The sequence below is a fragment of the Sphingobium limneticum genome, from assembly GCF_008710155.1.
Classification (GTDB): domain Bacteria; phylum Pseudomonadota; class Alphaproteobacteria; order Sphingomonadales; family Sphingomonadaceae; genus Sphingobium; species Sphingobium limneticum.
Genome location: NZ_VYPZ01000032.1, coordinates 21,215 through 38,837, shown reverse-complemented (window position 1 = coordinate 38,837; position 17,623 = coordinate 21,215). Strand labels below are relative to the sequence as shown.

Annotated in this window: 17 protein-coding genes; 13 read left to right on the top strand and 4 right to left on the bottom strand. The window is 63.8% G+C overall.

Going from position 1 to position 17,623, the window contains the following annotated elements:
* Positions 1–258: 258 nt before the first annotated feature.
* The 4 genes from F4U94_RS25640 to F4U94_RS25635 are packed head-to-tail and all read right to left on the bottom strand — an operon-like array spanning position 259 to position 2,082.
* A complete protein-coding gene (locus F4U94_RS25640; protein ID WP_120252119.1) occupies positions 259–522 on the bottom strand; it encodes a M48 metallopeptidase family protein in 264 nt (87 codons plus the stop codon).
* A 29-nt stretch (positions 523–551) separates the two neighbouring features.
* Complete coding sequence (locus F4U94_RS21165) at positions 552–1,712, bottom strand: type I restriction enzyme subunit R domain-containing protein (protein WP_197716401.1); 1,161 nt, start codon at positions 1,710–1,712, stop codon at positions 552–554.
* Positions 1,673–1,915, bottom strand: coding sequence for a hypothetical protein (locus F4U94_RS21160; protein ID WP_145986223.1), 243 nt, complete (start codon positions 1,913–1,915; stop codon positions 1,673–1,675). Before F4U94_RS21160 ends, F4U94_RS21165 begins: the two co-directional genes overlap by 40 nt.
* Positions 1,912–2,082 (bottom strand): hypothetical protein, encoded by a 171-nt coding sequence (locus tag F4U94_RS25635; RefSeq protein ID WP_428842956.1) that lies wholly within the window; start codon positions 2,080–2,082, stop codon positions 1,912–1,914. Before F4U94_RS25635 ends, F4U94_RS21160 begins: the two co-directional genes overlap by 4 nt.
* Positions 2,083–2,293: 211 nt before the next feature.
* On the opposite strand from F4U94_RS25635, the gene F4U94_RS21145 reads away from it, so the two are divergent.
* The 13 genes from F4U94_RS21145 to F4U94_RS21085 all read left to right on the top strand — a co-directional run bounded on the left by F4U94_RS21145 (position 2,294) and on the right by F4U94_RS21085 (position 17,591).
* Complete coding sequence (locus tag F4U94_RS21145; protein ID WP_120250579.1) at positions 2,294–3,103, top strand: DUF6119 family protein; 810 nt, start codon at positions 2,294–2,296, stop codon at positions 3,101–3,103.
* 711 nt (positions 3,104–3,814) lie between these two features.
* Positions 3,815–3,904 carry a potassium-transporting ATPase subunit F gene (locus F4U94_RS21140; protein ID WP_120250577.1) on the top strand — a complete coding sequence of 30 codons (90 nt, stop codon included), beginning with the start codon at positions 3,815–3,817 and terminating at the stop codon, positions 3,902–3,904.
* 13 nt (positions 3,905–3,917) lie between these two features.
* Entirely contained in the window at positions 3,918–5,621 is a 1,704-nt protein-coding gene (gene kdpA / locus F4U94_RS21135) for a potassium-transporting ATPase subunit KdpA (RefSeq protein WP_120250576.1), read from the top strand.
* 10 nt (positions 5,622–5,631) lie between these two features.
* Positions 5,632–7,668, top strand: a complete 2,037-nt coding sequence (kdpB, locus tag F4U94_RS21130) for a potassium-transporting ATPase subunit KdpB (protein WP_120250575.1) — start codon at positions 5,632–5,634, stop codon at positions 7,666–7,668.
* A gap of 11 nt (positions 7,669–7,679) precedes the next feature.
* A complete protein-coding gene (gene kdpC / locus F4U94_RS21125; protein ID WP_120250574.1) occupies positions 7,680–8,270 on the top strand; it encodes a potassium-transporting ATPase subunit KdpC in 591 nt (196 codons plus the stop codon).
* Positions 8,267–10,930 (top strand): sensor histidine kinase, encoded by a 2,664-nt coding sequence (locus tag F4U94_RS21120; RefSeq protein ID WP_120250573.1) that lies wholly within the window; start codon positions 8,267–8,269, stop codon positions 10,928–10,930. Before kdpC ends, F4U94_RS21120 begins: the two co-directional genes overlap by 4 nt.
* Entirely contained in the window at positions 10,927–11,622 is a 696-nt protein-coding gene (locus F4U94_RS21115; protein WP_120250572.1) for a response regulator, read from the top strand. Before F4U94_RS21120 ends, F4U94_RS21115 begins: the two co-directional genes overlap by 4 nt.
* A gap of 84 nt (positions 11,623–11,706) precedes the next feature.
* The gene (locus tag F4U94_RS21110) at positions 11,707–12,606 is read left to right on the top strand and encodes a LysR family transcriptional regulator (protein ID WP_120250571.1); all 900 of its coding nucleotides are present in this window, start codon (positions 11,707–11,709) and stop codon (positions 12,604–12,606) included.
* Positions 12,607–12,685: 79 nt separating this feature from the next.
* Positions 12,686–13,912, top strand: coding sequence for an amidohydrolase family protein (locus F4U94_RS21105; protein WP_120250570.1), 1,227 nt, complete (start codon positions 12,686–12,688; stop codon positions 13,910–13,912).
* Between the two features lie 16 nt (positions 13,913–13,928).
* Positions 13,929–15,428, top strand: a complete 1,500-nt coding sequence (locus tag F4U94_RS21100) for a bifunctional 3-(3-hydroxy-phenyl)propionate/3-hydroxycinnamic acid hydroxylase (RefSeq protein ID WP_120250569.1) — start codon at positions 13,929–13,931, stop codon at positions 15,426–15,428.
* Positions 15,425–15,856, top strand: coding sequence for a GlcG/HbpS family heme-binding protein (locus tag F4U94_RS21095; protein ID WP_120250568.1), 432 nt, complete (start codon positions 15,425–15,427; stop codon positions 15,854–15,856). Before F4U94_RS21100 ends, F4U94_RS21095 begins: the two co-directional genes overlap by 4 nt.
* Positions 15,853–16,761 carry a VOC family protein gene (locus tag F4U94_RS21090; protein WP_120250567.1) on the top strand — a complete coding sequence of 303 codons (909 nt, stop codon included), beginning with the start codon at positions 15,853–15,855 and terminating at the stop codon, positions 16,759–16,761. Before F4U94_RS21095 ends, F4U94_RS21090 begins: the two co-directional genes overlap by 4 nt.
* Positions 16,761–17,591 carry a fumarylacetoacetate hydrolase family protein gene (locus F4U94_RS21085; protein WP_120250566.1) on the top strand — a complete coding sequence of 277 codons (831 nt, stop codon included), beginning with the start codon at positions 16,761–16,763 and terminating at the stop codon, positions 17,589–17,591. The genes F4U94_RS21090 and F4U94_RS21085 overlap by 1 nt, the downstream gene beginning before the upstream one ends.
* Positions 17,592–17,623 lie beyond the last annotated feature (32 nt).

The window sequence follows — 17,623 nt, the reverse complement described above, 5'->3', positions numbered from 1 at the left end:
TACAGCCAGGCCAAACTGAGTGCCGTTGCCCGGCAACTCAACGAACGACCCAGGAAAACGCTCGAGTACCAAACGCCTGCAGAGCGCTTCCAAGCTTGTGTTGCCACCACCCGTTGAACCCACCACCAATGCCGGCCGTTCAGATCAGACATCGCCAACGCCAGTTCTGACAGAAGCCGGCGATCAGCCTACAGGTAGCAAGCCGACAGCATTGCGTCCGAAATAGAGGCCCGCTGCGATATCGCCCTGAAACACATGTCAGCGTTGAGCGTCCAGCTTCCGCCAGTTTGGTATATGCATTGTCATTATCGCTTGGAAGAGACGACTATGAATCGGATAGCGCAAGTGAAGCAATTCGTGGACGATCACGAAATCCCTGAACTCTGGTTCCCTGTCCGCTAACTCCATTGCCAACGTAATGACGCCAGCAGACGAACATGATCCCCATTTCCGCCTCATAGGGTAAACCCGCACGATCCGCGGATTGACCTTCAACTTCACCGACCATCGAATAACGCGCATTTTTAGGTCGATCGCGCCGCCTTCCTGTATCACGATAGTAGCGACCGCATGATCAAGTCCACGATCCGGGTCCGATCCTCATCATTCAGGTCGAGAAGCGGGAGATAAAGCGCGCCGCGTAGTCGCCTGCGTTCATCGTCGTTGAGCAGTGCGTTAGGGTAGCGCGTACGAAGTTCATCGATCAGACTTGCAACTTGACGCACATCGATCTCGCCGCCAGTCAGCGCGGGATCGTCGCGAAGCGCAATCATGACACCAAACGCATCGGCAGACAGGCCGCTCGCCTTGGCCTCTGCAAGCCGCATCTCTTTCTCCGCCGCCAAGGCTCCGAGCAGATCGATCGCGGCCAACCCGGTAACGTTCCGGCTTTCCATGTCCTTCAGAATGCGTTCGGCTCGGTCCTTGAGCGGCTGAAGGATCGGCGCATTGGCTTGATCGTCGTCGACTTCCTTTTGCAAGCCGCGCACGAGGTTGAACACCTTGCCTTCATCGCTACCCTTGCTGTCGCGCAGGGCATCTAGCGTCTTTACATCAAAGGTGACGGTCTTGGTGAGATTGCCCAACCCCGACTGTTCGGCGTTCGCTTCAACAAGTCGGCGCGTCTTATAGGCTAGGTCAGCGACAAATCCGACCTGATCGGCATAGGCGTTGCGCACCGTCGCATAGAGCTGCGCCAGCCGCTTGAACGTCGTAATGTGATCGACCAGCTCGGCGGACGGTGACAAGATTTCCCACAGGCTCTCAATGTCCTTGTAGGCCTCGAAAAAGGCCTTGCGCGGTTCAGGATCGAGAAATTTGCCGTAAACCAGCGCCTCTAGCCGCTCGTCGGCGCCGCCGCCTTCGCACGCATCGAGATATTCGGCCTTTGCCGTTGCGATCTTCACAAGGAAGTCGGTCAACAGCAGGTCCAGGTCCTCGATGACGCCGCTGACATCCTCAGAGTCGAACTTGAGCGCCTTCTTGAGGTCCCGCAGTACGCTGACGAAATCGACGACCAGCCCGATCGGTTTGCGCACGCCTTCGCTATCGACATAGGGGCGGTTCACGCGAGCGATCGCCTGCAACAGCACATGGTCGCGCATCGGCTTGTCGAGATACATCGCGTAGAGGACCGGCGCGTCGTATCCGGTCAACAGCTTGTCGGTGACGATTAGGATTTTGGGTTCTTCGGCGGTCTTCTTGAAAAGCAACCGGACGTCGGATTCCCGCTCATCGCTGAGTTGCAGAACCGGGCAATCGCGCCTTCCAGTTCATCGCGCAGGAACATCGCCGCTTCGCTCCCCCGCTTGGTGCGGGCGTCATCCGGCGTCAGCGGCGTCCAGCCGATTTCTTCCGCGTGGCGCACCATCGGGAATTGGACTGAGCCGGCTTCGGAAATAGCTAGGTCGGTCATGCTGCCACCTCGTGCTTGGCTTCGAGCGCCGACAGGTCGAGATCGGCGACGCGGATTTCGCCGGTCATCAGCTTGTGCAGCAGAGCGCGGAACAGCTCTTCGAGGACGGCCTTCTTACGTTTGTGCAGGTCAATTTTGGCATCAATGGCGTCGAAGATTGCCGCAATCTCATTTTGCTCTTCACTGGTCGACGGTATCGGGATTAGGAGCGGCTCAAGGTTTTACTTGTTCAACTGAGGTGTCGGGCCAGGTTCAGTTATTGTGCGCAAATCGAAGTTCTGAAACCATTGGAATAGAAAATTCTGTTTTAGCCGGCCCTTCGCGACTACCCCAATCACATTAGGGTCGAAAACCGACCATTCGGTAGTGAGGCGCTTTTTGTTTGTAGCGATCGCCGCCCCTCTTTTCGGAAATATGATAGTGCCCGGCGGAACACACCGGTCTTGGGCGACGGCCAAGGACGAGGGCCAAAGCTGGCGTATCAAGGAGTGCCTTGTTTACGAGACGGACCTGAACGGCGAAAAATATGTGCTGTCGGCCGATCGCTGGTACCGGATTGATACTAACCTCGCTGCCGAAGTTTCGGCCTTTTTCGCTGGGATCACGCCCCACGTCTTGCCGCCCGCACTGGCAGACGAAAACGAGGAAAAGTATAACAACCGGATTGCGACTGGCGGCCACAACATGCTTTGCCTTGACCGAAAACTGGTGAAGCCAACAGGTGCATCTTATTCGATTGAGGCGTGCGATTTCCTTCAAGACGATGGGGCAATGATCCACATTAAGGATCAGACCTCGTCATCGCGGCTTAGCCATCTTTTCAATCAGGGCACTGTTTCAGCTCGCGTTATGAAGATGGATGGAGCGTTCCGCGATCGGCTGCGGACAACAATTGCGGTTCAAGAAGTGGCGCTCAGTTTGACGGGCTACCAGGCGCTAGTGACCAACTCCGCGACGCCTTTCAGCGAAGGCGCACATCTGATAGTGTATGGAGTAATCTGTTCAGGCGTCAGCGCAGGCACGAACCGCCTTCCGTTCTTCAGTCTTGTGACTTTCAGGCAGGCCGCAAATGAACTGCGCGCACTTGGTTACAAGTGCGCCTTCGCGTGGATCGCCAAGCCAGCATCCACAACAACCAAGACTAAGCGGACGCCTAAGGCTCCGCCGACACTGGCGGCAGCGGCCTAGATATATGGAAAGGCAACTGCTCTGCAGCGTGACCGATACCTCCTTACATAGCGGGGCGCCTGCGAGCCGGTCGGCCTGCAATCGCCCCAAATCTCTGTCGTTCTGCCCTTAGGCTCGGGTAGAAGCTGGATGCCGATTGCTGGGCTGGCCTTCCGCTCGGCCAAGTTTAGGGGGAGCAGCAGGAGTATCCCAGCGATCTCGGTTTAGCCCGTTATCGAAGTCGCTGGATTGCAGAAATCCAGGTTGTCGATTGTGCCAACACGCTGTAGCAACCGGGTGTGCAGCCGCCGGCTGTGCGCCAGTATTTTCAAGGCCTTGTAGGGTGTGAAAATTTCACTGGGGCTCCTGCCGCCCCAGCCAATATTGCCGAATTGATCATCGGCATGCCGCACATCCTGCATCCTATATGGCCCAATCCCGGTGGTGGCGTCGCTTGTCGGTCGGCTGCTGCGCCGCTGCGTTTCGCGCCCATCATGCGTGCCGGCAACGCAATCATATGCAAATACTATGCGGCCGGCCCGATCCCCGTCTCGCATTCCGCTCCCGCTCCGCCCTAGTTGCGCAACCGCAGACAGGCCCGCCGTCATTTCGCGACGGGCGCTGCGGGAGCTTTCTATGCAGGACATCCTCTGGATCGGCGCCATCCTGGCCTTGCTGGCCGCCAGCCTCGGCTATGCCGCGCTGTGCGACAATCAGTGAGGGGTGCACGCCATGACAATCGATCTCTGGCTCGCCGCGATCACCGCGCTCGGGCTGCTTTCCTATCTGGTCGCCGTGCTCGCACGGCCCGACCGCTTCTGAAGGAGGCGTCGTCATGACCATCCAGGGATGGACCCTCATCCTCCTCTTCGTCGCCATGGTGCTGATGTTGGCCAAGCCCGTCGGCCTGTGGCTCTTCGCCCTGTATGAAGGGCGCCGCACGCCGCTCCATGCGCTGCTCGGACCAGTGGAGCGCGGCTTCTATCGCCTTTCGGGCATCGACCCGACGCAAGAGCAGGGATGGCGGCGCTATGCCGTCCATATGCTGATCTTCAATGCGGTGCTGCTGCTCGCCACCTATGGCCTGCTGCGGCTTCAGGGCGTGCTGCCGCTCAATCCGCAGGGGTTCGGCGCGGTCAGCGAGCCGCTCGCCTTCAACACCGCGATCAGCTTCGCCGCCAACACCAATTGGCAAGGCTATGCCGGCGAATCGACCATGTCGAACCTCAGCCAGATGCTGGCGCTGACCATTCATAATTTCCTGTCGGCGGCCACCGGCATCGCGCTCGCCTTCGCCCTTTTTCGTGGCTTTGCCCGGCGCAGCGCAACGGGGATCGGCAATTTCTGGGCCGACATGACGCGGGTGACGCTCTATCTGCTGCTGCCTTTGTCGGTCGTGCTGGCGCTGTTCTACATCGCTAGCGGCGTGCCGCAGACCTTGGCCGGATCGGTCGACGTCACCACGCTGGAAGGCGCGCGCCAGACGATCGCGCTTGGCCCGGTCGCGTCGCAGGAAGCGATCAAGATGCTGGGCACCAATGGCGGTGGCTTCTTCAACGCCAATTCCGCCCACCCGTTCGAAAACCCGACCGCGCTCACCAATCTGGCACAAATGCTCTCGATCTTCCTGATCGGCGCGGGCCTGACCTACACGTTCGGCAAGGCGGTCGGCAATGTCCGTCAGGGCTGGGCGATCCTGGCCGCGATGATGACCCTGTTCCTGATCGGCGTCACCATCACTTATTGGCAGGAAGCGGCCGGCAATCCCATCCTGCATGGCCTGGGCGTCGCCGGCGGCAATATGGAGGGGAAGGAACTACGCTTCGGCATCGCCGCCTCGGCCCTCTTCTCCGTCGTCACAACGGCGGCCTCCTGCGGGGCGGTCAACGCCATGCACGACAGTTTCACCGCGATCGGCGGCATGATCCCGCTGTTCAACATGCAGTTGGGCGAAGTCGTGATCGGCGGCGTGGGCGCTGGCATCTATGGCTTTTTGCTGTTCGCCATTCTGGCCGTGTTCGTCGCTGGATTGATGGTCGGCCGCACGCCCGAATATGTGGGCAAGAAGATAGAGGCGCGCGAAGTGAAGCTGGCCGTCTTGGCCATCGCCATATTGCCGCTCATCATCCTGGGCTTCACCGCCGTCGCCAGCGTGCTGCCGGCTGGCCTAGCCGGACCGCTCAACAAAGGGCCGCATGGCTTTTCGGAAATACTCTACGCCTTCACCAGTGCGGTGGCTAACAATGGGTCGGCCTTTGCCGGGCTGAGCGCCAACACGCCCTTCTATAACGGCATGCTGGGCGTGGCGATGTGGATCGGCCGCTTCTTCATCATCGTGCCGATGCTGGCGATCGCCGGCGGATTGGCGGCCAAGCGCCATACGCCCGAAACGGCCGGCTCCTTTCCCACCACCGGTCCGCTCTGGACCGGCCTGCTGATCGGCATCGTGCTGGTCGTGGGCGGCCTCACCTTCCTCCCCAGCCTCGCGCTCGGCCCCATTGCGGATCATCTCGCAATGGTGCGCGGCCAGCTTTTTTAAGGATCACCCCATGGCCCGGTCCGAACAAAAATCCCTCTTCACGCCCGACCTGATCCTGCCCGCCTGCGCCGACGCCGTGCGCAAGCTGCATCCCGCCGCGCTCATCCGCAATCCGGTGATGTTCACCACCGCGACGGTCGCGCTTCTGCTCACCCTGTTGCTGCTGGTCGGGCATGATGCGCTGGCGGTCGGCTTCAAGCTGCAACTGGTCGTCTGGCTCTGGCTGACGGTGCTGTTCGGCACCTTTGCCGAGGCGCTGGCGGAAGGACGTGGCAAGGCGCAGGCCGCCTCGCTCCGCGCGGCCAAGGCGGAACTGACCGCCAAGCGGCTGAAAGGCGGCGGCCCCGATCATGAGACGGTCGCGGCCAGCGCACTCAAGCTGGGCGACATGGTGCTTGTGCAGACCGGCGACCTGATCCCGGCCGATGGCGAAGTGGTCGCTGGTGTCGCATCGGTCAACGAAGCCGCCATCACCGGTGAAAGCGCACCGGTCATCCGCGAAGCCGGCGGCGACCGCTCGGCAGTCACGGCCGGTACCCGTGTCATTTCCGATGAGATCCAGGTGCGGGTGACGGTCAATCCGGGACAGGGATTCATCGACCGGATGATCGCGCTGGTTGAGGGGGCGGAGCGGCAGAAGACGCCCAATGAAATCGCGCTGACGCTGCTGCTCGTCGGCCTCACCATCATCTTCCTGATCGCGGTCGCGACCATTCCGGGCTTTGCCAGCTATGCCGGCGGCGGCATTCCGGTGGCGATCCTGGCGGCCTTGCTCATCACCCTGATCCCGACCACGATCGCGGCGCTGCTGTCTGCGATCGGCATTGCCGGGATGGACCGGCTGGTCCGCTTCAACGTGCTCGCCAAATCGGGCCGCGCGGTCGAGGCCGCGGGCGATATCGACACGTTGCTGCTGGACAAGACCGGCACCATCACCATCGGCGATCGTCAGGCGACCGAGTTTCGCCCGGTCGGCGGCACCATGCCGGCGGCTTTGGCAGAGGCGGCGCTGCTCGCCAGCCTGACCGACGAAACGCCCGAGGGCCGCTCCATCCTGCTGCTCGCCCGCGAACAGTTCACGCAATTGCCGGACAGCCTGCCGTCGGACGCGGAGGTCATTCCCTTCACGGCGCAAACCCGCATTTCGGGCGTCCGTATCGGTGACATGGTCATTCAGAAGGGGGCGGTGGATTCCATCCTGCGCGCCAATCCCGCTCTGGAGGGCGATCCGGTCACGCAGGACTTGCGCCGCATCACGGACGAGATCGCCCGCGCCGGTGGCACGCCGCTCGCCGTTGCGAAAGACGGCAAGCTGCTGGGCGCCATCTTCCTCAAGGATATCGTCAAGGCGGGCATCAGGGAGCGGTTTGGCGAACTGCGCGCCATGGGAATCCGCACCGTGATGATCACCGGCGACAATCCGCTGACCGCCGCCAGCATCGCGGCGGAGGCCGGGGTCGATGATTTCCTGGCGCAGGCGACGCCCGAGGACAAGCTGGCTCTGATCCGCAAGGAACAGGAAGGCGGGCGTCTGGTGGCGATGTGCGGTGACGGCACGAACGACGCCCCGGCGCTGGCGCAGGCCGACGTCGGCGTGGCGATGAACACCGGCACGCAGGCCGCGCGCGAAGCGGGCAATATGGTCGACCTGGACAGCGACCCGACCAAGCTGATCGAGATCGTCGGGCTGGGCAAGCAATTGCTCATGACCCGCGGCGCGTTGACGACCTTCTCCGTCGCCAACGACATCGCCAAATATTTCGCGATCATCCCGGCCATGTTCGTGGCGCTCTATCCGGGCCTCGGCGTGTTGAACGTCATGGGCCTTTCCACCCCGGAAAGCGCGATCCTGTCCGCGATCATTTTCAACGCGCTCATCATTCCGCTGCTGGTGCCGCTGGCGCTGCGGGGCGTGACCTATCGCCCGATCGGCGCGGGGCCGCTGCTGGCGCGCAACCTCGCCATCTACGGGCTGGGTGGCCTCGTTTCGCCCTTCATCGGTATCAAGATCATCGACCTGGCCGTCAGCGGCCTTGGCCTCGCCTGAAGGATTTCCCCATGGGCAAAGATATTCTCACCTCGCTTCGTCCCGCCATCGTCATGGCGCTGCTGTTCGGCGCCTTGTTGGGCCTCGGCTACCCGCTCGCCATGACCGGCATCGGCCAGATGCTGTTCCCGGCACAGGCCAATGGCAGCCTGCTCCGTCAGGAAGGCCGGGTCATCGGATCGTCCCTGATCGGCCAGAATTTCAGCGAGCCGCGTTATTTCCACCCGCGTCCCTCGGTAGCGGGGAAGGGCTATGACGCGCTGGCCTCGTCCGGCTCCAATCTCGGCCCGACAAGCCAGGCCCTGACCGACCGGGTGAGGGCGGACGTCGCCACCCTGCATCGCAATACGTCAGATCTTTTCGTTCCGTCCGATCTGGCGACAACCTCCGCCTCGGGCCTCGACCCCCATATCTCGCCCGAGGCGGCTTTTTATCAACTCGATCGGGTCGCTCGCGCGCGCAACATGGCCCCCGCACGGCTGCGCGGACTGATCACGCAATCTATCGAACGCCCGCTGCTCGGCTTTCTGGGCGAACCGCGCGTCAATGTCCTCGAACTCAATCGACGGCTGGACGGGATTGGCGCTAATGAACGGCCATGAACGCTGACGCCCGCCCGTCCCCCGAGTCTTTCCTGCGCCAGGCGGCGCGGGAGGAGCGGGGGCAGCTCAAACTGTTCCTGGGCGCGGCGCCGGGCGTCGGCAAGACGTACGAGATGCTGACCGACGGGATGCGGCGGCTGAAATCCGGCACGGATGTGGTCATCGGCGTCGTGGAAACCCATGGCCGCCGTGAAACGGAAGCGCTGATCGCCGGCCATGCGGTCATGCCGCGCCGCATGGTCGACCATGCCGGCCACAGCCTGGGCGAAATGGATCTGGACGCCATATTGGAACGGCGCCCGCAACTGGTGCTGGTGGACGAACTGGCGCATCATAATGCGCCGGGCAGCCGCCATCCAAAACGCTATCAGGATGTGGACGAACTGCTGGACGCCGGCATCGACGTCTATTCCACGATCAACATCCAGCATATCGAAAGCCTGAACGACGTCGTCGCCTCCTTCACCCGCGTTCGCGTCCGCGAAACGGTGCCGGACGCCATGCTGGACGGCGCGGAGATCGAGGTCGTTGACATTCCGCCCGACGAACTGATCGAGCGCCTGAAGGAGGGGAAAGTCTATATCCCGGCCGAAGCAAGCCGGGCGCTCAACCATTTCTTTTCAAAATCGAACCTGACGGCGCTGCGCGAACTGGCATTGCGCCGGGCGGCGCAGGCGATCGACGCGCAGATGCTCGACTATGCGCGCGGCCATGCGCTGGCAGGCAGTTTTGCCGTGGGCGAACGGGTGGTCGTCGCGGTGAGCGAACAGCCGAGCGGACCGGGACTGGTGCGCGCCGCCAAGCGCCTGGCCGATGCGCTGAAGGCCCCCTGGACCGCCGTGCATATCGAAACGCGGCGCGCGCAGGGCTTTACCGATGCGGAGCGCAAGGCGGTGGCGGATACGCTGGCGCTGGCCTCGCGTCTGGGCGCGGCCACCGCCAGCGTGCCGGCGCAGAGCGTGCTGGATGGCCTTCGCGCCTATGCGATCGACGCCCGCGCTACTCAGATCGTGATCGGCAAATCGGCGCGATCGCGGCTGTTCGAACTGCGCCATGGATCGGTGGTCGATCGGCTGGTGCGCGATATGGGGCAGGTGGCGGTCCATGTCCTGCCCGCCGATGAAGATCAGGTGGCGCCGCCCCGAAAACCGCTGCGCATGCCTTGGGGCAGGCCGGCGGACTATCTCTGGTCGGCCGGCCTGATCGTGGCGATGACGGCGCTCGGCCGCCTGCTGCTGGCGGTCATCGACCTTGGCAATATCGCGCTGCTCTATCTGGTGCCGGTCATGTTCGCCGCCGCCACTTATGGCCTTCGCGCCGGGCTGTTTGCGGGCATCGCGTCCAGCCTCGCCTATAATTTCTTCTTCCTGCCGCCGACCGGGACACTGACGGTCAGCAACCCGGAAAATATCATCTCCATCCTCGTATTGCTGGGCGTGGCGATCGTGACCAGCCAGTTTGCCGCGCGGGTGCGGGGGCAGGCGGACCTCGCCCAATCGAGCGCGCGCGCCAATGCGGCGCTGGCGGGCTTCTCCCGCAGCCTTACATCGGCTGCCAGCGGGAATGAGTTGATGCAGGCGATCTGTGCGGAGATCGCCCGACTGCTCGACCTGCGCACGGTCCTCCTTCTCCCCTCGCGCGACGGACCGGACCTGCGCGCCGCCTATCCGCCCGAAGACCGGCTGGAGCAGATCGAGCGCGCCGCCGCCCAATGGGCGATGGACAATGGCCAGCCGGCGGGACGCGGATCCTCGACGTTGACGGCCTCCGACTGGCTGTTTCATCCGCTCGGCACCCAGCGCGGCGTGCTGGGGGTGCTGGGGCTGGCGCGCGACGATGCGGGCGAACCCCTGCGCTCCGATCAGGCGGCACTGCTGACCAGCCTGCTCGATCAGGCGTCCATCGCACTCGACCGCATGGCGCTGGAGGAGGAGATGCAAGGCGCGCGGCAGGTCTATGAACGCGACCGGCTGCGCTCCGCCTTGCTCTCGTCGGTCAGCCATGATCTGCGCACGCCGCTCACCACCATCATATCGGCCATTCATGAACTGAAGCAGCATCAGCCTTCGGCGCTGCTCGACACGGTGGATGGGGAGGCGCAGCGGCTCAACCGCTTCGTCGCCAATCTGCTCGACATGGCCCGGATCGAGGCCGGCGCGCTACCCATGAAGGTGGAGGCGATCGACTTGTTCGATGCCGTCGCCAGCGCGGTCGACGATGTCCGCCAATCGCTGGCCGGCCGCAGCGTGCAAGTTGCGATCCCGCCCGACATTCCGCTGGTCAGGCTGGATCCGGTGCTGCTGCACCATATCCTCATCAACCTGCTCGACAATGCCGGCCGTTATGGCGCGCCGGACACGCCGGTCACGATCCGGGGGGCGCGCACCCATAACGGCATAACCCTGTCGGTGGTGGACGAAGGCCCCGGCCTGCCGCCCGGCGACATGGACCGCTTGTTCGACACCTTCACCCGACTGGAAGGGTCTGACCGGGCCAAGCACGGCACCGGCCTTGGCCTTGCCATAGTCAAGGGCTTTGCCGAGGCGATGGGCCTCGCCGTCAGTGCCGACAATGAAGCGGACCCGCGCGGCGCCTGCTTCACTTTGCATATCCCCGACACGCGCATCATTATCGACCTGCCTGACGAGAGCCTGCCATGACGATCCGCCACACCGTCCTCATCATCGACGACGAACCGCCGATCCGCCGGCTGATCCAGGCGGCGCTGACCCGTGCCGGCTATGCGACGGCAGAGGCCGGCAATGCGCGTGAGGCATTGGAGCAGTTGCGCATAGCAAAGCCGGACGTCAGCCTGCTCGATCTGGGTCTGCCCGATCGGGACGGGCTGGAGCTTGTGCCGCTGTTCAAGCAGCAGGGCGACACCACGCTCATCATCATATCGGCGCGCGACGCGACGGACGAGAAGGTCGCGGCGCTCGATCTTGGCGCGGACGATTATCTGACCAAGCCCTTCGATACGGACGAACTGCTGGCGCGGGTGCGGGTGGCGCTGCGCAACCGCATGACCCGCCATGGCGGCGCGGTGGCTGTCCGGGCGGGCGATGTCGAAATCGACCTCATCGCCAATATCGTGCGCAAGGGCGGGGCGGAGGTCCATCTGACGCCCAAGGAATTCGCCGTGTTGGCGCAGCTTGCGCGCTTTCCCGGCCGGGTCATCACCCATAGCCAGATCATGAACCATGTCTGGCCGCGCGAACATGTCCATCATGTCGAATATCTGCGCGTGTTGATCCGCACCTTGCGGCACAAGCTGGAGGATGATCCGCAGCAGCCGCGGATCATCGGCAACGAACTGGGCATCGGCTACCGGTTGCGCGCCGCCGACGATTAGCGCGGGTTGGCGCTTCTCCTTGCGGCAGAGCGCGGTTAGAGCCATCGGCGCAACGCCATCAGCGCAACAAGGAGCAGACGCCCAATGATAGACCCGCGCGCCATCCGCACCTTCCTGGCGGTGTGCCGCGCCAACAGCATCAGCGGCGGCGCGCGCGCGCTCAACATCTCCCAGCCATCCGTATCCAATGCGATCGCGCAGCTGGAACAGTCGCTGGGTGGCGTGTCGCTGTTCGAACGCTCGCGCAGCGGCATCCAGTTGACGCCCGAAGGCGAAGCGTTGCTGCGCCGGGCGGAGGCGATCGACAGCCTGATGGCCGATGTGCAGACGGAGGTGACGCTGGCCAGCGCCGGTGTCGCCGGGCCGTTGCGCATAGGCGGCACGCCCGGTGCGCTGGTCAGCCTGCTGCCCGATGCGGTGCGCCGCATGGAGGCGCGGATCGGCCGGTTCGCGCTGCATGTGGTGGAACGGCCCGACCATGACCTCGCCGCCATGCTGCATCGGGGCGAGATCGAGCTGGCCTTCGTCACCACAGGCATCGAACAGCCGCCTGAAGGCATAGAGGAGCAGACCTTCTCGCGCGATCCTTTCGCCCTGATCGTGGGCAAGCAGAACGACCATATGCCTGCGCGTCTTTCCTTGCGCGACACGGCGCATATGCGCTGGGTGTTGCCCGAAGCGCGCGGCGCATTCCGTCGTCAGGTCGATGCGCTGTTCATGGCCGCCGATATTCCCGTTCCGCAGGATATCATCCGCTGCGACTCCCTGCTCACCACGAAAGCGATGGTGCGTGGCAGCCAGCGCGTCACCATATTGCCGATGCAGGTCGCCTGGGCGGAATTGTCGATCGGCGTGCTGCGGGCGATCACGATCGAAGAAGCGCATTTCGCCCGCAGTATCGGCGTGCGCAAGCTGGCGGGCGGCCGTCTGTCGCGTCTGGGGGGTGAACTGCTCGACACGTTGATCCATAGTTCCAAACTATGACGCATCGAAAAATCATTATTTTTCTTTCTGGTCGTCGCGGTCCATAACGTCTCCACAACGACAACGGGAGAGACTTCAGGTGCGACAGCTTATCCGCAATGTCCGGATATTCGACGGAACGGGTAGCGATCCTGTCCCCGGTGCCGTTCTGATCGAAGGCGACAGCATCGCCGCCATCCTGCCTGCCGACACCGATGCAACGGCTGACACCGTGATCGATGGCCAGGGCGGCACGTTGATGCCCGGCATGGTCGATGCGCATACCCATCTCACCTGGGGCAGCTCGGTCGAGAAAATCTATCACCAGTTCATCCTGCCGCCCGAAGAGTTGAAGGTCGCCGCATGGCGCAATGCCCGCGTGCTGCTCGACCATGGCTATACCAGCCTCTATTCGGCGGGCGCATTGGGCGACCAGATCGAACCCGAACTGGCCCGCGCGATCGAAGCCGGCGGAACGCCCGGCCCGCGCCTCGTCCCCTCGACGCTGGAGCGCAGTCCGGAAGGGGAAGAGGGCGTTGAGACGGGCGACGTGTTCAACGGTCGCGGTCCGCAAGCGATGCGCGACTTCGTCGCCTATTGCGCGGCGGAAGGGGTCAAGTCGCTCAAGCTGGTCATTTCCGGCGAAGATGCGCTCAAGCCTGGTTCGTCGGGCGATATCCTTTACACGGACGAGGAGATGCTGGCGGCTGGCGAGGCGGCGAAGGATGCGGGTCTGTGGATCGCGACCCATGCCTATTCGCCGCGCGCCATCACTCTGGCGCTCGAAGCGGGCGCGCGCATCCTCTATCATTGCTCCTTTGCCGACGATGCCGCGATCGACGCGATGGCGGCGAAGAAGGATGCGATCTTCTACGCGCCCGGCCCCGGCGTTTCCGTCGCCGCGCTGGAAGCGTCGCCCCCGCCGCATGTCAATATGGCGTCGATGAAGGCGAGCGCGGCCGAGCGTCTGGAGTTGGAAAAGGCGCTGGTGCCCAAATTGAAGGCGCGGGGCGTGCGCGTCCTGCCGGGTGGCGACTATGGTTTCCCCTTTAACCCCCATGGCCGCAACGCCCGCGACCTGGAGCATTTCGTCACCTATTACGGCTTTACCCCGGCCGAAGCCCTGAGCGCCGCCACGATGCTCGGCGGACAGCTTATGGGACAGCAAGTTGGACAGGTGAAGCCGGGCTATCTGGCCGACCTGCTGCTGATCGACGGCGATCCGACAAAGGACGTTCGCATCATGCAGGATGCCAATAAAATCAATATGATAATGCTTGGCGGGAAGCTGCATAAAGCGCCCGCTGTACAGCCCGTGACCGCCTGACCGGAAAGACGCTTTCATGTTCGACGTTGCGATCATCGGCTGCGGGCCGGTGGGGGCCTTTGCGGCCAATTTACTTGGCAAATCCGGTGCCTCGGTCCTGGTGATCGAGCAGGAGGCGCGCGCCTATCCGCTGCCCCGCGCGGTGCATCTGGACCATGAAATGATGCGCCTGTTCCAGTCGGCCGGGGTCATCGATCGAGTCGCAGGCGACATGCGCGATACCGAAGGGCATCTGCATGTCGGCGCCGACCATGGCGTCATCCGCTACATGGGTACGGTCGGCCGGGCGCGGCCGTTCAGCTGGTCGAACGACTATTTCTTCTACCAGCCCGAACTGGAGGATCACCTCCGCGACGCGCTGAATGAACACCCCAATATCACTGTCCAACTCGGTGTTGCATTCGAAGGGTTGGAGCAGAATGCGGACGGCGTGACGCTCCGCCTGTCGGGCAGTCGCAGCGAACAGGCCCGCTTTGTCATCGCCTGCGACGGTGCGCGCAGCGCCGTGCGCAAGGCGATGGACATCAGGCTGGACGATCTGGATTTCGAGGAACCCTGGCTGGTGGTCGATGCCGAGGTCGATGGCCCGGTCCGCTTCCCCGACCTGTGGGGCGTGCCCGAAGCCGCCGACCTGCAAAAACTGTCGGTGATGATGTGCGACCCCAAGCGGCCGGCGACGATCGTGCCGGGTCGCGGCAATCATCGCCGCTGGGAATTCATGTTGCTGCCGGGCGAAGACGACCAGGCGATGATGGAACCGGCGGCAGTCGCCGCTTTGGTCGAACCCTATCTCTCCGGGGTGCCGCACAAGGTGGTGCGCGCGGCCACCTATCGTTTTCATGGTTTGATCGCCGAGCGGTGGCGGCAGGGCGGCGTGTTTCTGGCCGGCGATGCCGCGCACCAGACGCCGCCCTTTTTCGGGCAGGGCATGTGCCACGGTCTGCGCGACGTCGCCAATCTGGCCTGGAAGCTGGATCTGGTGTTGCGGGGGCAGGCGCCCGATGCGCTGCTCGATACCTATCAGCCCGAGCGCGACCCCCATGTCCGCGCCGTCATTTCAGCCGCCGTGAGCGCCGGCCGTTATATCTGCATGCTCGATCCGGCAGCCGCCGCCGAGCGGGACGTGAAAATGCGCGAAGCCGCCAAAAGCGCGCAGCAGGGTACAGCCGCCGACCTGATCCCCGCCATCGCCACCGGCATTGTCGCAGTCGGCACGGCGGGCGCGGGCGAACGCTTCATCCAGCCGCGTGTCGGCGACCGGCTGCTCGATGATGTGACGGGGTGCGGCTGGCGCCTCTTCACCCGCACCGCGATCGAGAATGGCGATGTGACCGTCATCGACCTGACGCAACTGGACGACGGCGGCGCGATCGCCGCCTGGCTGGCGGCCCGCAACGCCGAGTCCGTGCTGATCCGGCCCGACCATTATGTCTTCGGCACCGGCAAGGCGAGCGACCTCATCGTCCGGCGCAACGCGCTGGTCGCCGGCGCTGCTCATCAGGAGATTGCCGCATGAGCCTAACCCTGCATCAGGCGCGGACCATCATCGACGCTGCCTTGGCCAAGGGCCGCGCCGATGGCGCGCAGCCGCTGGCCGTGGTGGTGCTGGATGCCGGCGCGCATCCCGTCGCCACTATGCGCGAAGATGGCGCCAGCCTGTTCCGTTTCGACATCGCGAAGGCGAAGGCCGCAGGTGCGCTGGGGATGGGGGCGGATACGCGGGTCTTGGCCGCGCGTGCCGCTTCCAACCCTGTCTTCTTTCAGAGCGTCGTCGCCGCCACCGGCGGTCGGCTTGCTCTGTCCCCCGGCGGCGTCCTGATCCGTGACGTGGAAGGTGCGGTGATCGGCGCCGTCGGGATCAGCGGCGACACCGGCGACTGCGACGAGGCCTGCGCCATCGCGGGCATTCTTGCCGCCGGCCTTTCCCAGGGAGACGTGCAATGAAGTTGCGCAGCATCGAACTGGCGCTGTCCGGCGCGGCGGAGGCGGCAGCCTTCCTCACCGACATATGGGGCATGGCCCCGGCTGAGGTCATCGGCGATATCCAATATCTGCGTGGATCGGGCAGCTTCCCCTATCTGGTCGCGTTGGAAGAGTCGGCGCAGCCTTATGTCCGCTCCACCACCTTCGTCTGCACCGCCGACCGGCTGGAGCAGCTAAAGCGCAGCGTCACCGAAGCAGGCCTGCCTGCTGCGCCCGTGACCTGTGACGATCCGGGTGGCGGCCATGGCATCATCGTCGAACTGGCAGAGGGCGAACTGCTCCGCTTTCTGGTCGACGCGGCCGAAGTCGCAACGATCGAGGGCGCCGATCTGCCGGTCAAGCTCACCCATGTCGTGTTCAACAGCGCGGACGCCGAAGCGACCGGCCATCTGGTCGAAGATGCGCTGGGCTTCCGCGTGTCGGACCGGACCAAGGGCATGGTGTTCGTGCGCTGCAACGACTCCCACCATTCGACCGCCTTCGCCCGCGCCGGGTTCGCCAGCCTCAACCATATCGCCTTCGAGATGGAGGATCTGGACGCGGTGATGCGCGGCATCGGCCGCCTGCGCGATCAGGACATGGCGCCGGCCTGGGGACCGGGACGCCATGGTCCGGGCGCCAATGTCTTTGCCTATTTCATCGCCCCCTTTGGCCCCGTGATCGAATTTTCGACCGCCGTGAACAAGGTGCCTGACGATTATCAGGCCGGCGCGCCGGAAGATTGGACCTGGCCCGCCAAGCGGATCGACCAATGGGGCATGTCCGACAAGGATTTCGACGGCCTGCGCGCCGCCGAGGAGAAGTTTCGCCATCGCCGCGACTGGCAGGTCCAGCCGCTGGACGTCCTGACAGAGGAAAATCACTAATGCGTTATGTCAGCTTCCGCCGCCCCGACGGCACTGCCAGTTTTGGCCGCCTGGATGGCGAGACGATCATCGAACTGGCGACCGACGCGACGCCCAGCCTGAAGGCCGCGCTGGCCGAGGGCAGCCTGTCGGCGCTGACCGATGGGGCGACCTTCGCCGCGGCCGACATCGTGCTGCTGCCGGTCATTCCCGATCCAGCCAAGATATTGTGCGTCGGCCTGAATTACGCCGAGCATGTCAAGGAAACCGGCCGCGAGCAGAAAGCCTATCCGGCGATCTTCGTGCGCTATGCCGACAGCCTGGTCGCCGACGGCCAGCCTATGGTGAAGCCGACTGTGACCGAACGCTTCGACTATGAAGGCGAACTGGCGATCATCATCGGCAAACCCGCGCACAAGGTCGCGGCGGCCGATGCCTGGAACTATGTCGCGGGCTACGCCGCCTTCAACGACGGCAGCGCGCGCGACTGGCAGCGGCACAATATCCAGTTCACGCCGGGCAAGACCTTTCCCGGCACCGGCGGTTTCGGCCCGGCGCTGGTGACGGCGGACGAGATTGACGACCTGAACGCCCTGCGCGTGCAGACGCGCCTCAACGGCGAACTGCTTCAGGACCAGCCGGTCGGCGACATGATCTGGGATATCCCGACCGTGATCGAATATGTGTCGGCCTTCACCCCGCTCAGCCCCGGCGATGTCATCGCCACCGGCACGCCCGGCGGCGTCGGCGATAAGCGCACCCCGCCGCTCTACATGAAGGCCGGCGACAAGGTCGAAATCAGCATCGGCACCATCGGCACGCTCACCAACCGCATCATCGACGAACAATAATCAACAATCACCCAATCATAAGAAAGGGAGAG

Bases quoted from the DNA above. Each gene is read 5' to 3' on its own strand.
- F4U94_RS25640 (WP_120252119.1), bottom strand. From the start codon at position 522: ATGCGCGTTATTCGATGGTCGGTGAAGTTGAAGGTCAATCCGCGGATC.
- F4U94_RS21160 (WP_145986223.1), bottom strand. From the start codon at position 1,915: ATGACCGACCTAGCTATTTCCGAAGCCGGCTCAGTCCAATTCCCGATG.
- F4U94_RS21140 (WP_120250577.1), top strand. From the start codon at position 3,815: ATGACAATCGATCTCTGGCTCGCCGCGATCACCGCGCTCGGGCTGCTT.
- kdpA (WP_120250576.1), top strand. From the start codon at position 3,918: ATGACCATCCAGGGATGGACCCTCATCCTCCTCTTCGTCGCCATGGTG.
- kdpB (WP_120250575.1), top strand. From the start codon at position 5,632: ATGGCCCGGTCCGAACAAAAATCCCTCTTCACGCCCGACCTGATCCTG.
- kdpC (WP_120250574.1), top strand. From the start codon at position 7,680: ATGGGCAAAGATATTCTCACCTCGCTTCGTCCCGCCATCGTCATGGCG.
- F4U94_RS21120 (WP_120250573.1), top strand. From the start codon at position 8,267: ATGAACGCTGACGCCCGCCCGTCCCCCGAGTCTTTCCTGCGCCAGGCG.
- F4U94_RS21115 (WP_120250572.1), top strand. From the start codon at position 10,927: ATGACGATCCGCCACACCGTCCTCATCATCGACGACGAACCGCCGATC.
- F4U94_RS21110 (WP_120250571.1), top strand. From the start codon at position 11,707: ATGATAGACCCGCGCGCCATCCGCACCTTCCTGGCGGTGTGCCGCGCC.
- F4U94_RS21100 (WP_120250569.1), top strand. From the start codon at position 13,929: ATGTTCGACGTTGCGATCATCGGCTGCGGGCCGGTGGGGGCCTTTGCG.
- F4U94_RS21095 (WP_120250568.1), top strand. From the start codon at position 15,425: ATGAGCCTAACCCTGCATCAGGCGCGGACCATCATCGACGCTGCCTTG.
- F4U94_RS21090 (WP_120250567.1), top strand. From the start codon at position 15,853: ATGAAGTTGCGCAGCATCGAACTGGCGCTGTCCGGCGCGGCGGAGGCG.
- F4U94_RS21085 (WP_120250566.1), top strand. From the start codon at position 16,761: ATGCGTTATGTCAGCTTCCGCCGCCCCGACGGCACTGCCAGTTTTGGC.